This window comes from Cellulosimicrobium sp. SH8 (genome assembly GCF_025818875.1).
Lineage (GTDB): Bacteria > Actinomycetota > Actinomycetes > Actinomycetales > Cellulomonadaceae > Cellulosimicrobium > Cellulosimicrobium cellulans_D.
In genome coordinates, this window is the sequence record NZ_JAMXMH010000009.1 from 215,001 (window position 1) to 228,476 (window position 13,476).

The 13,476-nt window shown below is 74.9% G+C and carries 10 protein-coding genes; 7 read left to right on the top strand and 3 right to left on the bottom strand.

Annotated features, from left to right (window positions below; translation table 11 throughout):
* The first annotated feature begins 142 nt into the window (after positions 1–142).
* Genes NF338_RS14070 through NF338_RS14100 form a run of 7 tightly spaced genes read left to right on the top strand, consistent with a single transcriptional unit; the run spans position 143 to position 7,539 of the window.
* A complete protein-coding gene (locus NF338_RS14070; protein ID WP_264031351.1) occupies positions 143–1,381 on the top strand; it encodes an inositol-3-phosphate synthase in 1,239 nt (412 codons plus the stop codon).
* Entirely contained in the window at positions 1,378–2,301 is a 924-nt protein-coding gene (locus NF338_RS14075; protein ID WP_264031352.1) for an SCO3242 family prenyltransferase, read from the top strand. The genes NF338_RS14070 and NF338_RS14075 overlap by 4 nt, the downstream gene beginning before the upstream one ends.
* Positions 2,298–3,248 (top strand): sugar phosphate isomerase/epimerase family protein, encoded by a 951-nt coding sequence (locus tag NF338_RS14080; protein WP_264031353.1) that lies wholly within the window; start codon positions 2,298–2,300, stop codon positions 3,246–3,248. Before NF338_RS14075 ends, NF338_RS14080 begins: the two co-directional genes overlap by 4 nt.
* A complete protein-coding gene (locus NF338_RS14085; RefSeq protein WP_264031354.1) occupies positions 3,245–3,946 on the top strand; it encodes an EboA domain-containing protein in 702 nt (233 codons plus the stop codon). The genes NF338_RS14080 and NF338_RS14085 overlap by 4 nt, the downstream gene beginning before the upstream one ends.
* Entirely contained in the window at positions 3,946–4,824 is an 879-nt protein-coding gene (locus NF338_RS14090; RefSeq protein WP_264031356.1) for a TatD family hydrolase, read from the top strand. The genes NF338_RS14085 and NF338_RS14090 overlap by 1 nt, the downstream gene beginning before the upstream one ends.
* A 25-nt stretch (positions 4,825–4,849) precedes the next feature.
* Positions 4,850–6,124 carry a metabolite traffic protein EboE gene (gene eboE / locus NF338_RS14095; RefSeq protein ID WP_264031357.1) on the top strand — a complete coding sequence of 425 codons (1,275 nt, stop codon included), beginning with the start codon at positions 4,850–4,852 and terminating at the stop codon, positions 6,122–6,124.
* The gene (locus NF338_RS14100; RefSeq protein WP_264031358.1) at positions 6,121–7,539 is read left to right on the top strand and encodes an alkaline phosphatase family protein; all 1,419 of its coding nucleotides are present in this window, start codon (positions 6,121–6,123) and stop codon (positions 7,537–7,539) included. Before eboE ends, NF338_RS14100 begins: the two co-directional genes overlap by 4 nt.
* 19 nt (positions 7,540–7,558) lie before the next feature.
* On the opposite strand, the gene NF338_RS14105 is transcribed toward NF338_RS14100, so the two are convergent.
* The 3 genes from NF338_RS14105 to NF338_RS14115 all read right to left on the bottom strand — a co-directional run bounded on the left by NF338_RS14105 (position 7,559) and on the right by NF338_RS14115 (position 13,309).
* Positions 7,559–8,794 (bottom strand): alpha/beta hydrolase family protein, encoded by a 1,236-nt coding sequence (locus NF338_RS14105; protein WP_264031359.1) that lies wholly within the window; start codon positions 8,792–8,794, stop codon positions 7,559–7,561.
* 96 nt (positions 8,795–8,890) lie between these two features.
* Complete coding sequence (locus NF338_RS14110) at positions 8,891–9,580, bottom strand: DUF4241 domain-containing protein (protein WP_264031360.1); 690 nt, start codon at positions 9,578–9,580, stop codon at positions 8,891–8,893.
* A 105-nt stretch (positions 9,581–9,685) separates the two neighbouring features.
* A complete protein-coding gene (locus NF338_RS14115; protein WP_264031361.1) occupies positions 9,686–13,309 on the bottom strand; it encodes a S8 family peptidase in 3,624 nt (1,207 codons plus the stop codon).
* Positions 13,310–13,476: the final 167 nt, after the last annotated feature.

Genomic DNA, 13,476 nt, shown 5'->3' on the forward strand with positions numbered 1-13,476 from the left:
GGGTCGCAGCAGACCGGGCGCCCACCGGGTCGGAGAGCGATCACACGCCCTCGTCCGGGCGTGCGGTCCGACGATGGCAGGGAGGCCATCGTCGTCGTGCTCGGCGGCGCTCCGGCGCCCGCCGACGGGAACGGGAGCAACGATGCACCACTTCGCTTCTGACGGCTCGTCAGACCGCCCGGCTCCGGACGCGCGCACGGGGCTCTGGCTCGTCGGCGCCCGCGGCTCCGTCGCGACCACCGCGACCCTCGGCCTCGCGGCCATCGCGGACGGGCGTGCCGCGCCCACGGGGTGCGTCACGGTCTCCGAGCCCTTCGCCTCGGCACCGCTCCCGTCGTTCGGCGACCTCGTCGTCGGCGGCCACGACATCTCCGACGTCTCGATGGTCAAGCGCGCCGAGCTGCTCGTCGAGGCGGGCATGATCGCGCCGCGCCTGCTCACCGCCGCGCACGCCGCGCTGGAGCGGGCCGACGCCGAGGTTCGACCCGGGTACTCCGCCCACCCCACCGAGGGCGCGCCGCGCGAGTCCCAGCAGGCCGCCGCGGAGCGCCTGGCCGCGGACATCGTCGACTTCCGCGAGCGCCACGGCCTCGCGCGCGTCGTCGTCGTCGACCTCGTGTCGACGGAGCCGCTGCCCGAGCCCGGCCCGGAGCTCTCCGACCGGGAGCTCCTGCTCGCCGCGCTCGCGGACCCGGAGCGCGCCGTGCTCCCGCCGAGCTCCGTGACCGCGTACGCCGCCCTGCTCGCGGGCGCGCCCTTCGCGGAGTTCACGCCGTCGGCGAGCATGCACCTGCCGGTGCTCCTCGAGCTCGCCGCCGAGCGCGGCGTCCCGGTCGCGGGCCAGGACGGCAAGACCGGCCAGACGTGGCTGCGCACGATCCTCGCGCCCGCCTTCGCGGCGCGCGGCCTGCGCGTCCTGTCCTGGGCCGGGGCCAACCTGCTCGGTGGCGGCGACGGCGCGACCCTGGCCGACCCGGAGGCCGTGCAGAGCAAGCTCGCGTCCAAGTCTCGCGGCCTGCAGGACCTCACGGGCAGCCAGGTCACCCCGCTGCACATCGACAACGTGCCGGACCTCGGCGACATCAAGGTCGCGTGGGACCACGTGCACGTCGAGGGCTTCCTCGGCTCGCGCCTCACGCTGCAGACGACGTGGTCGGCCTACGACTCGATGCTCGCCGCGCCGCTCGTGCTCGACCTCGCGCGCCTGCTCGCGCTCGCCGACGCCGCGGGGTACGGGGGGCCGGTCGCCGAGCTCGGGTTCTTCTTCAAGGACCCGTGGGGGAGCGACGTGCACGACTTCGCGGCGCAGACCGTCGCCCTCGCAGACTGGGTCCGCGAGGCGGCGGCCCGCGTCGGTGCCGCACCGGCCGACCGGCCGTGACCGGCTCCCTCCACGACCACCTGGACCTCGTCCGCGCCCCCGCGGTCCTCTCGGTGGTCGGTGACACCCTCGCGGGCGCGGCCGCCGCCGGGCACGCGCTCACGCCGCGCCGCGCGCTGCTCCCGCTCGCGTCCGCGTGCCTGTACGCCGGCGGCATGGCGCTCAACGACTACGCGGACCGCCACCTCGACGCGGTCGAGCGCCCCGAGCGCCCGATCCCGTCCGGACGCATCTCCGAGGGGCGCGCGCTCCGGGTGGCGGTGGGTCTCACGGCCGCGGGCGTGGGCCTCGCCGCCGCGGGCGGGGGACCGCGGGCGCTCGCGGTCGCCGTCCCGCTCGCCGCGAGCGTCTGGACGTACGACACCGTCGCCAAGGAGCACGCCGTCGGGCCCGTCGTCATGGCCGCGTGCCGCGGTCTCGACGTCCTGCTGGGTGCGGGCGTCGGGCACCTGCGCGCCGCGCTGCCCGCCGCGGCGGGGATGGCGGTGCACACCGCGGGCGTGACGTTCGTGTCCCGCGGCGAGGTGCACGGCACGACGTCGTCCCTCGCCGCCGGCGTGGCGGCGGCCACCGCGGTGGGCGGTGCGGTCGTCGGCGTGGGGGCGCTGCGCCGCGGTCGCGGGTCCGGCCCGGGCCGTACGACACGCGTGGCGACGGCGGTCGCTGGGGCCGTGGCGGCGGGCGCGTACCTCGCGACCGCGCTCCCGCGCCAGGTCGACGCCGCGATCACGCCGTCCGCGGGCAACGCGTTCGCGGCGACGAAGGCGGGGATCCGGGCGATGCTCCCGCTCCAGGCGGCATGGGCGGCGCGGGGCGGCAGCCTCGCGTCGGTGGGCGTGCTCGCGGGCGTCGAGCTCGCCGGCCGGCTCCTGCGCCGGGCCGGGCGCGGTCCCGGGCGCGCGGAGATGAGCGAGACGTGAGCGGGTACGACGACCCGGGGCAGGGCATGCCGTTCACGCTCGGGTACGGCACCAACGGCTTCACGGACCACCCGCTCGACGTCGCGCTCGACGTCCTCGACCACGAGGGGTACGGCGCCGTCGCGCTCACGCTCGGGTTCCCGCACCTGGACCCGTTCGCGGCCGGGTGGCGCGCGGAGGTCGACGCGCTGCGCGAGCGCCTCGCCGCGCTGCGCGGCGGGGCGGGGATGCGGGTCGTCGTCGAGACGGGCACGCGGTTCCTGCTCGACCCGTACCGCAAGCACCGGCCCACGCTCGTGGACGCCGAGGCCGAGGCCCGGCTGCGCTTCCTGCGCCGGGCGGTCGAGATCGCGGCCGTCCTCGACGCCGAGTGCGTGTCCTTCTTCTCCGGCGTCCTGCCCGACGGCGCGACCCCGGCCGACGGGTGGGCGCTCCTGCGCGACCGCCTGCCCGCGCTCGTCGAGCACGCCCGCGGCCACGGCGTGCGGCTCTCGCTCGAGCCCGAGCCGGGGATGCTCGTCGAGACCGTCGGCGACGCGCTGCGGCTGCGCGACGAGCTCGGCGGCGACGCGGGTGACCTGGCCGACCTCGGCGTGACCGTCGACGTGGGCCACTGCCTCGTCGTGGAGCCCGACGGCGTCGTGGGCGCGCTGCGCGCCGCCGCGCCGTACCTCGCGAACGTGCAGCTCGACGACATGCCGCGCACGCACCACGAGCACCGCCCGTTCGGCGAGGGCGAGATCGACCTGCCGCTCGTGCTCGCGACCCTCGCCGACGTCGGCTACACCGGGGTCGCCGCGGTCGAGCTGCCCCGCCACTCGTACGACGCCCCCGGCCTCGCGCACCGCAGCATGACAGCGCTGAAGGAAGCCTGGGGCCGACGCTCCCCGGCGCCCGCGCCCGACCAGGAACGACCCGTCTCCGACCACCCCCAGGAGGTGCCATGACCGAGCCAGCCCCCGCCGCCCCCGCGGCCCCGGACGGCGCGACCACCGAGGGCGAGCGCTGGCTCGCCGAGGCGCGCGCCGGCGTCGCGCAGGACCCCGCGGCCGTGTCGCGCGCGTTCGCGCTCGCGGGCCGCAAGGTCGGCCGCGCGCCGGTGCGCCCGGACGCCGACCCCGCCGGCATCGTCCACGGGACCGTCGACGACGAGGCGCGCGCCGCGATCGTCGTCGCGCTCGCCGAGGCGCTCGGGCGCGGGGCCGACGGCGACGCCTCCCTCGCGGCCCGCCTCGCCGACCTCTACCAGCACGGCGACACCGCCGAGCGGCGCGGGGTGCTGCGCGGGCTCGACGCGCTCACCACGCGTGGGGCGCTCGCGGACGACGCGGCGCCGTCGGTCGTCGCCGTCGGTCGCGACCTCGCCGCCGACGCGCTGCGCACCAACGACCAGAGCCTCGTCGCCGCGGCGGTCGGGCCGTTCGCGGCCGCGCACCTCGACCAGCACGCGTGGCGCCACGCCGTCCTCAAGCTCGTGTTCATGGGCGTGAGCCTCGACGCCGTCGCCGGTCTCGACGACCGCGCGGACGACGAGCTCGCCCGGATGGCGCGCGACTTCGCCGCCGAGCGCCGCGCCGCGGGCCGCGTCGTGCCCGACGACGTCGCCCGCCTCGCCCCTGACGTCACCACCGGGAGGACCGCCTGATGCGCATCTTCGACCCCCACATCCACATGACCAGCCGCACGACGGACGACTACGAGGCGCTGTACGCCGCGGGCGTGCGCGCGCTCGTGGAGCCGGCGTTCTGGCTCGGGCAGCCGCGCACGAACGTGGGGTCGTTCCTCGACTACTTCGACGCGCTCCTGGGCTGGGAGCGGTTCCGGGCCGCGCAGTTCGGCATCCGCCACCACGCGACGATCGCCCTCAACCCGAAGGAGGCGAACGACGCGCGCTGCCGCGAGGTGCTCGACGAGATCCCGCGCTACCTGCTCAAGGACGGCGTCGTGGCGGTCGGTGAGGTCGGGTACGACTCGATGACGCCCGAGGAGGACGAGGTGTTCTCCCGCCAGCTCCAGATGGCGCGCGACGTCGAGCTTCCGGTCCTCGTGCACACGCCGCACCGCGACAAGCTCGCGGGCACGCGCCGCACGCTCGACGTCGTGCGCGAGTCCGGGGTGCCGTCCGAGCACGTGCTCGTCGACCACCTCAACGAGACCAACGTGGCGCTCGTGCTCGACGCCGGGGCGTGGGCCGGGTTCTCGATCTACCCGGACACCAAGATGGACGAGGACCGCATGGTCGCGATCCTCCAGGAGCACGGCACCGAGCGGATGATCGTGAACTCCGCGGCGGACTGGGGCCGGTCCGACCCGCTCAAGACGCTCAAGACCGGCCGCGCGATGCTCGCCGCGGGATTCACCGAGGACGACGTGGACAAGGTGCTGTGGCGCAACCCGGTCGAGTTCTACGGGCAGTCCGGCAACCTCGTGCTCGACCCGGTGCCGGGCTTCGTCGAGGGCGACCTCCCGACGCCCGGCGTCGAGTTCGAGGGCTCGTCCGTGCTGCGCGGCGTGCGGGCGTAGCGGGCCGTCTCGGAAGGGCACCACCATGCTGTTGTCGTACTGCACCAACGTCCACCCCGCCGAGGACCTCGACGGGGTCGTCGAGCAGCTCGTGACCTATGCGGGCCCCGTCCGCGCGGCCGCGGGGCTCGACGTCCTCGGGGTCGGGCTCTGGATGCCCGCGACGCTCGCGCACCGGCTCGCCGCGTCGCCGGCGGACCGCGCGTGGCTGCGCGCCGTCCTCGACGAGCAGGGCCTGCAGGTCCACACGCTCAACGCGTTCCCGTACGGCGGCTTCCACGCGGACGTCGTCAAGCTCGACGTCTACACGCCCACGTGGGCGCAGCCCGAGCGGCTCGCGTACACGCTCGAGTGCGCCGAGGTGCTGGCCGACCTCCTGCCCGACGGTGCTGCGGGCTCGATCTCGACCCTCCCGCTCGCGTGGCGCGAGCCGTGGTCGGACGCCGACGACGAGGCCGCCACCCGCGCGTTCGTCGCCCTGGGCGCGGGGCTGCGCGACCTGCGCGAGCGGACGGGGAAGGTCGTGCGCGTCGCGGTCGAGCCGGAGCCGGGCTGCGTGCTCGACACCGTGGACGACGTCGTGGGGTGGCTCGCCGCGCGCACCGGGACCGGGGTCCCCGAGGAGGGCCGCGTCGACCCCGAGCACGTGGGGGTGTGCCTCGACACGTGCCACCTCGCGGTGTCCTTCGCGGACCGCCGCGCGGGGACGGCGGCCACGGTGCGCCGCATCACGGACGCCGGGCTGCGCGTCGTCAAGGTGCAGGCGTCGGCCGCGCTCCACGTCGACGACCCGTCCGACCCGGCCGCGCGCGCCGCCGTCGGCGCGTTCGCCGAGAAGCGCTACATCCACCAGGTGCGCGAGCTCACGGCGGCGGGCGACGTCCTCGCCGCCGACGACCTGCCCGACGCCCTGGGCGAGACACCCGCGCCCGACACGGGGGACGCCGTCGGGCACGCGCTGCCGGGGGAGGGGCCGTGGCGCGTGCACTTCCACGTGCCGCTGCACCACGAGCCCGCCGCCCCGCTCGCCGCGACGACCGACGTCCTGCGCGACGCCGTCGACGCGGTGCGGGCGGCCCCGCACGGCGACGAGGCCCACCTCGACGTCGAGACGTACACGTGGTCGGTGCTCCCGGAGGGAGCGGCCACGGCCTCGCTCGTCGCCGGCATCGCGGCCGAGCTCCGCTGGGCCACGACCCACCTCACCGCCGAGCACGAGGTTGCTCCCGGAAAGTCGCCGATGACGACAGCAACCCCGGGCTCGACCGCGACCAACCACATCATCAGGAGGACCGCATGAAGCCCGTGCTGCTGCTCGACGTCGTCGGGCTCACCTCGACCGCGCTCGCGCACATGCCGCGCCTGCGCCAGCTCGCCGAGAGCGGCTGGCAGTCCGAGCTCGCGACGGTCCTGCCCGCGGTGACCTGCAGCGTGCAGGCCACGATGACGACGGGGCTCAGCCCGTCGCAGCACGGGATCGTCGGGAACGGCTGGTACTTCCGCGAGCTCGGCGACGTGTACCTGTGGCGTCAGCACGCGCGCCTCGTCGAGGGCGAGAAGCTGTGGGAGGCCGCGCGCCGCGCCCGCCGCGAGTACTCGTCGGCGAACGTGTGCTGGTGGTACGCGATGGGCATGACGACGGACGTCACCGTCACGCCGCGGCCGATCTACCACGCCGACGGGCGCAAGTCCCCGGACGCGTACGTGCGCCCGGCGGCGCTGCACGACGACCTCGTCGGCCGGTTCGGCGAGTTCCCGCTGTTCACGTACTGGGGCCCGACGGCGGACATCTCCTCGTCCCGGTGGATCGTCGACGCGACGCGGCACGTGCTGCGCACGCACGCCCCGGACCTCACGATGGCGTACGTCCCGCACCTCGACTACGACCTGCAGCGGTTCGGCCCGACGTCCCCGCAGGCCGACGCCGCCGCGGCGGAGCTCGACGCGACCCTCGCGCCGCTGCTCGACGACGCCGCGAACCAGGGCGTGACGGTCCTCGTGGTCTCGGAGTACGGCATCGCGGACGCCGACACCCCCGTGCACCTCAACCGCATCCTGCGCCGCGAGGGCCTGCTCGAGGTCTACGTGCAGGACGGCAAGGAGCAGCTCGACCCGTGGGCGTCGCGCGCGTTCGCGGTCGCGGACCACCAGGTCGCGCACGTCTACCTGGGCGACCAGCACGACCTCGCGCTGCAGCGGCGCGTCACCGACCTGCTGCGCGGCGTCCCGGGGGTCGACGAGGTGCTCGACCGCGAGGCGCAGGCCCGGTACGGGCTCGACCACGAGCGCTCCGGCGACCTCGTCGTCGTCGCCGAGCCGGGGGCCTGGTTCACGTACTACTTCTGGCTCGACGACGCGCGCGCGCCCGAGTACGCGCGGGGCGTCGACATCCACCGCAAGCCGGGCTACGACCCCGCCGAGCTGTTCTTCGACCCCGCGGACAAGCTGGCGAAGGCGAAGGCCGGCCTCAACCTCGTGAAGAAGAAGGTGGGGCTGCGCTACGCCATGAGCACCGTCCCGCTCGACGCGTCGTACGTGAAGGGCTCGCACGGCCGCCTGCCCGACTCCTCGGCCGACACCCCGCTCGTGCTGTGCTCCGACGCCGAGGTGCCGGCGTCGGTCGCGGGGATCGTCGAGAGCGGGTCGGGCCAGGTCCCGGCCGCGGCGATCAAGGGCCTCGTGCTGGAGCTGCAGGGCCTCGGCGTCCGGGTCTGACGGCGGAGGAGCTCGGGTCCTACCGGGCGAGCCGCTCGTCGAGCCAGTCGAACATGCGCTGCTCGGTGAGGGCGCGGGCGAGGGGCTGGCAGTGCCCGCTCGCGCCCTCGCCGTCGCTGAACGTGACGACCGTGGCGCCCGGCACCATCCCGGCCAGGCGCTCCGACTGGCCCGGCCAGAACTGCTCGTCCTCGGGGCTCGTGACGAGCATCGGCGTGGTGACCCGACCCGCGACCTCGGTCGCGTCGTACCGGCGCACCTCGCGCAGCGTCGCGGCGTACCCGTCGACGCCGTACGGCCGCGCGCGGAAGCGCCATGTCCGCGCGGTGCCCTTCGAGAAGCGCATGCCCAGGTCCATGTCGCGGTCGAACGCGTGGTCGTCACCCTTGTCGAGCAGCTTGAGCAGGCTCTTGGGCACCTCGCGCTCCCACGACGTCGCGACGTCCACCACCCCTGGGTCGACGACCGCGGCGGCCGGCCGGTGCTCGAACGCGAGCGCGCGCGTGACCCAGTAGCCGGCCTGGCTGATCCCGTAGACGGTGACCCGCTCGGGATCGACGTCGGGCCGTGCCACCACGGTGTCCAGGACGGGCGTGAGGACGGCCTCGAAGTCGGGGCGGAACGGGACTCCGTGCTCGAAGAGCATCGACTGCTGGCCGGGACCGTCGAACACGAGCGCGTGGTACCCGCGGCGCAGCGCCCCCGACACGCACGCGGACCACAGCGACGTCAGCGAGCCGTCGGAGCCGTTCACGGCGATGACGACAGGCCGGGGCACGGAGCCGGGGGCCCCGTCGTCCCCGGCGCGGAAGAAGTACCCCGGGAGCGTGGTGCCCTCGTAGTCGATCTGCACCCGTTCGACGTCCAGGTCGACGAGGTCGACCCAGCGGTCCCAGGCGGCCCGGTGCTTGCGGAACGTCGGCACGAGCGGGGACTCGTCCTCGAGCCCCGCGACCGCGTTCACCGCGACGGCGTAGTAGGACGATGCGCGCAGGAACGCCGAGGCGGCGCTCACGCGGTGCCCGGCCACGGCGGACGACTCGCCCACGGCGGCCACCCGCTCGCCGAGCGCGTCCCAGGCACGGAACCACGCGCGGTGGTCCTTCCCCACGTCGGCGACGGCCGCGAGGACCTCGCCCACGTCGGCGGCACCGGAGAACGCACCGCCGAGGGTCGTGCGGATCTCGTAGTCCCAGTCGGGGTCCTGGGAGAAGCGTCCGGCGAGCTCGCTCGTGTGCGTGCCGTGTCTGGGCATGGTGGCCCTGCCTTCGTGGGACGGTCCGGGAACGTCACCAGGTTAGGAGCGTCCCGCCCGAGGCGCGCGCGGGCGGGCGCAGGGACGAGGCTCCGGTCAGTCGTCGTCCTCGTCCGGGAGGGCGACGAGGAGGTCGAGGTGGAGGCCGAGCACCGTGCCGTCGGCCGCGACGGTGCGCACGAGCGGGTAGAAGCCGTCGCCCCAGCCCGAGTGCGAGAGCACGACGTTCTCGCCGTCCTGCGCGCCGGGGAGCAGGATGTTCGCCGACCCCTCGCGCAGGTGGTCGGGGGAGTCCGTGAGCGCGAACCAGCTCGTGTCCGTGCCGTCGTCGAACACCTCGTCGTACCAGTCGCCGTCGGGCATGAGCCGGGCGACGGCGTCCGCGTCCGCGAACGCGACCGTCCCGGCGTCGACCGGCACGCCGTACGCGGCGCCGGCCTCGGGCGGCCCGTCGGCGCCCTCCGGGACGACCGGCTCGACGGCGACCACCTCGCCGTCGGCGAGGACGACGCTCAGGTACGCCTCGCGCAGGTGGGAGCCGTCCTGCTCGTCGGAGACGTCGGCGACGGTGACACGGACGGGGTACCGGCCCGGCTCGACCTGCACGACGAGACCCTCGCCGAGCAGCGTGAACGGGTCGGACGCCTCGAGCCGGCCGCTGGGCAGGACGATCTCGCCCAGGTCGTGCACGGCGAGGCGCAGGCCGGGGCCTCCGGCGGGCCCCGTCCCCGCGGCGGGGCCGGGTCGCAGGGCGAAGAACGTGTCAGGGGTGGGGAAGTCGCTCACGCCGCGAGCGTAGCCGCCGCCGTCGGTCCGGGCCCGCTCGGCCCCGGACGCGGCGAGGGCCGCCACCCGGACGGGTGACGGCCCTCGCGCGGTGCGGTGAGCGGCTCAGGAGCAGCTCAGCGCCTCGTAGTCGGCGTCGTAGGTCGTGGTGACCTCCTCGCCGTCGACCTCGGCGGTGAGGGTCGCGGTCACGGAGCCGGCGTCGAACGACGCGGAGCGCGACGAGAACGACTGGTAGGCGTTCTTGCCGTCCTTGACGTTCGGGAACGTCTTCTCGCCGTACGGGGTCGTCACCACGACGTCGGCCGTGGCGCCCGACTCGTTGAGCACGCGGACCGCGACGTGCGCCTTGCCGCCGAGGCAGCGCGCCTCGGCCGTGACCGTCGCGTCGACGACGGCGGACGTCGTGACGTCCACGGTCTGCCAGCGCTTGGTCGGCGTCGCGTTGTGCAGGTGCAGCAGCAGGAGCTTGCCGCTGCCCGCCTCGACCGCGGCCTCCGAGCGGTGCACCGGGATCGACGTGTCGTCCGCCCCGACGTACAGGAGCTGGTCTCCGCCGTCGAACCAGTAGGCGGGGTCGTACGGGTCGCCCGTGAACGTCTCGGTCGCGTCGACGAGCTGGTCGGCGGCCTGCGAGTAGGGCGAGTACGTGAGGACCTGGAAGGTCGGCACGTCGCCCTCCTCGATGCCGAGCGACCCGATGCCCACCGGGATCACGACGACGTTGTTGTCGAACACCGAGGTGTCGACGTTCCCCCACACGGAGTTGATCGGCTGGAGGTCGACGTTGGCGCCCGCCTTGTACTTCTTCCCGTCCGGTGCGGTCCAGTCCTTGAGCGTGAACGTGGCCGCGAGGGTCAGGTCCGTCTCGCTGTTGTACTTGATCGCCGCGACCTCGAAGTCGGCCGTGCCGTCGGAGTCGACGTCGACCTCGACCGCCGGGATCGAGACGGAGCCGAGGCTCGCCCACTGCCCGTCGACCGCGACGCCGATGCCGATGACGCCGTCGGCGGGGTCGCCGCCGTCCGCGGCGACCTGCGGCGCCGTCGACGTGAAGCCGACCGCGCGCACGTCGGCCGCCGCGATGGCCGACGCCGAGGCGCCGACCGCCGCGTCCGCCTCGAGGCGCGGGCTCGTCGTCTTGAGCTCGAACGGCGCGACGAGCGAGAACCAGCCACCCGAGGCCACGCCGCGACCGTCGAGGTCGAGGTCGGCGGTGGTCGCCGAGCCCGGGAAGGCGACGGCCGAGCCGGAGAGGTCGCTCACGAGCTTCGGCGACGCCTGGACGGGGACCCGCAGCGCGGCGGTGCCGTCCGTCGGGGTGAGCACGACGCGACCGCTGACCGACGACACGAAGTCGCGCGGCACGCCGAGGCCGGAGTCGGCCGACGACGTCGGGTCGAGCTCCTTGGCGAGCGTCGCCGGGTCCGCGGTGAGCGTCACGGTGACGACCGTGCGCTGCCCCGCGGGGACGGTGACCGACGCCGGGGCGACGGACACGGTCGCGCCGCCCGCGGTGCTGGACTGCGCAAAGCTCGTCGCGTACGTCTTCGGGGCGTCGCCCGTGTTCTGCACGGTCACGGTCTTGCGCACCGTCACGGTGTCCTTGCCGACCGGCACGACGCCGAACGCCACGGACACCTGGTCGGAGTCCTGCGAGGCGTAGGCCAGGGTCGTGTTCTCGACGGCGTCCACGGCGTCGACACGCCCGGAGCCCACGCGCTCGGGGCCGTAGGCGGTGCCCGTGCCCGACGGCCCGGTGAAGACGTCGTGCGTCGCGGTGTTCATGACGGACGCCTTGACCTCGGCCGGCGCCCAGCCCGGGTGGGCCTCCTTGACGAGCGCCGCGATTCCGGCGACGTGCGGGGTGGCCATCGAGGTGCCGGACTTGATGCTCGCGCCGTCCAGGTGACCGGACGCGACGGAGGCGATCCCCGTGCCGGGGGCCGCTACGTCGGGCTTGGCGATGCCGAGCGAGCCGTGCACGCCGCGCGACGACCCGCTGTTGAGCGTGTCGCCGATCTCCGGGATGGAGACGAACGACGACAGCGCGAACGACGGGCCGACGGTCATCGTGACCTCGCCGGCTTCGATCGCCGGGCGCAGCGCGTCGTGGCTCGGGCCGGTGAGCTGGGCGCCGGGGATGCCCGCGTTGCCCGCGATGCCGGCGACGAACGACGAGAGCTCGGAGGACAGCAGCACACCGACCGCACCCGCGGCCTGCGCGTTGTTGAACCGCGCGGCGCTGCCGCACGCGCGCGTCGCGTCGTTGTCGTCCCAGTAGAGGAACGCGATCTTGCCCGCGACGGCCGCCGCCTGCTCGGGCGTGAACGCCGCGCAGCCGGAGAAGTCGCCCGCGACGAACGCGACCGGGGCGGTCACGTCCGCGCCGCCCGCGTAGTCCTGGGAGTTCTGGGCGGGGTACTCGCCGGCGAGCGCCGCGGGGGCGTCGACCCGCACCGCGTCGAACGTCTGGGTGTCGCCGACCGAGTTCGCCACCGTGAGGGCGGTGCGCGCGTTGCCGGGCGAGCCGCCGACGTCGGTCACGTCGCCCGCGTTGCCCGAGGCGATGACGGACAGCGTGCCCAGGCGCGAGAGCTGGTCGATGAAGAGGTTCTCGGGGTCGTCCGCGGGGGAGCCGTCGGAGCCCAGGGAGAGGTTGACGATGTCAAGCCGGTCGGAGAGGTCGCCGTCACCGTTCGGGTCGGCCGCCCACTCGAGCGCGTCGACGACGACGCCGGTCGAGCCGCCGAGGTCGCCGAACACCTTGAGCGCGTACAGCCCCGCCTCGGGCGCGGAGCCCGGGCCGACCTGCCAGTCGGAGATGTCGGTGAGGGTGGAGTAGTCGCCGTCGAACGTCTCGCCGTCCGCGGTGACGCCGTACGCGGCCGTCGTGCCGGCCACGTGGGAGCCGTGCCCGGAGCCGACCGAGTCGAGCGAGTCGATGGGGTTCTCGTCGGGCGTCGGCACGAGCGTCGTGCCGGGCACGGTGCCGCTCGCGTCGTAGTCGTAGCCCGCGAAGTCGTGCCCGCCGAGGAACTTCAGCTCGTCGAACGTGCCGTCGGGGACCGGGCCGGTGCCGCGGTCGCCGTACGCCTCGTCGAACGCCTCCTGCGTGCCGGGGCCGCCGAACGCCTTGTGCGTGTAGTCGATGCCCGTGTCGATGATGCCGATGCGCACGCCCTCGCCGGTGAGGCCGGTGCTCTGCCACGTCTCGAGCGCCCGCGTGAACACGTCCGTGCCCTTGTTCGCGGGCTTCTTGGGGATGATCCGGTAGACCGTGACGACCGAGGCGTCGCGCGCGAGGTCGCGCACCCGGGCCGCGTCGCCCGTGACGACGACGCCCGCGACGAGCGTGCTCGTCACCGACACCTGCTGCGGGTCGCGCGCGCCGGCGCTGCGGGCGGTCGCCTGCTGGGGGACGACGTCGTCCGCGAGCTGTGCGACCTCCTGCGCGTTGGCCTCGACCTCCTGAGGGCTCGCACCCTGCGCGGCGAGGTCGACGGCCGACGGCGCGTCGAGCTCGACGAACGCCGTGACGGTGCCGGTCGCCTTCGCGAGCGAGGGGGCGACCTTGTCGGTCGGGGCGAGGGACGCGCCTGACTGCACGCCGAGGGAGTCCCCGGGGTCGGGCGGCGGGTCCGCGACAGCAGGGGCTGCGGCCGCGGCGACGACGGCGAGGCTCGCGGCGGCAGCGGTCAGCGACACGGGTAGAGAACGGTGCTTCATCGACACTCATCTCCCCGGCAGGGCCGGTTCGGCGAAGGGTTCGTGGATGGGTCCTTCCCTGCGGTCTCGCCCGGGTGGGACACAGACCACCCGAGCACGGTAACCAACGACCGCCCGACCTGCCCAGCGGCAGGCGCCGGAACCGGCCCCGAGCCGGAGACAACGAG

Excerpts from the sequence above, each read along its gene's own strand:
- NF338_RS14070 (WP_264031351.1), top strand. The coding sequence starts at position 143 with ATGCACCACTTCGCTTCTGACGGCTCGTCAGACCGCCCGGCTCCGGAC.
- NF338_RS14085 (WP_264031354.1), top strand. The coding sequence starts at position 3,245 with ATGACCGAGCCAGCCCCCGCCGCCCCCGCGGCCCCGGACGGCGCGACC.
- NF338_RS14090 (WP_264031356.1), top strand. The coding sequence starts at position 3,946 with ATGCGCATCTTCGACCCCCACATCCACATGACCAGCCGCACGACGGAC.
- eboE (WP_264031357.1), top strand. The coding sequence starts at position 4,850 with ATGCTGTTGTCGTACTGCACCAACGTCCACCCCGCCGAGGACCTCGAC.
- NF338_RS14100 (WP_264031358.1), top strand. The coding sequence starts at position 6,121 with ATGAAGCCCGTGCTGCTGCTCGACGTCGTCGGGCTCACCTCGACCGCG.
- NF338_RS14105 (WP_264031359.1), bottom strand. The coding sequence starts at position 8,794 with ATGCCCAGACACGGCACGCACACGAGCGAGCTCGCCGGACGCTTCTCC.
- NF338_RS14115 (WP_264031361.1), bottom strand. The coding sequence starts at position 13,309 with ATGAAGCACCGTTCTCTACCCGTGTCGCTGACCGCTGCCGCCGCGAGC.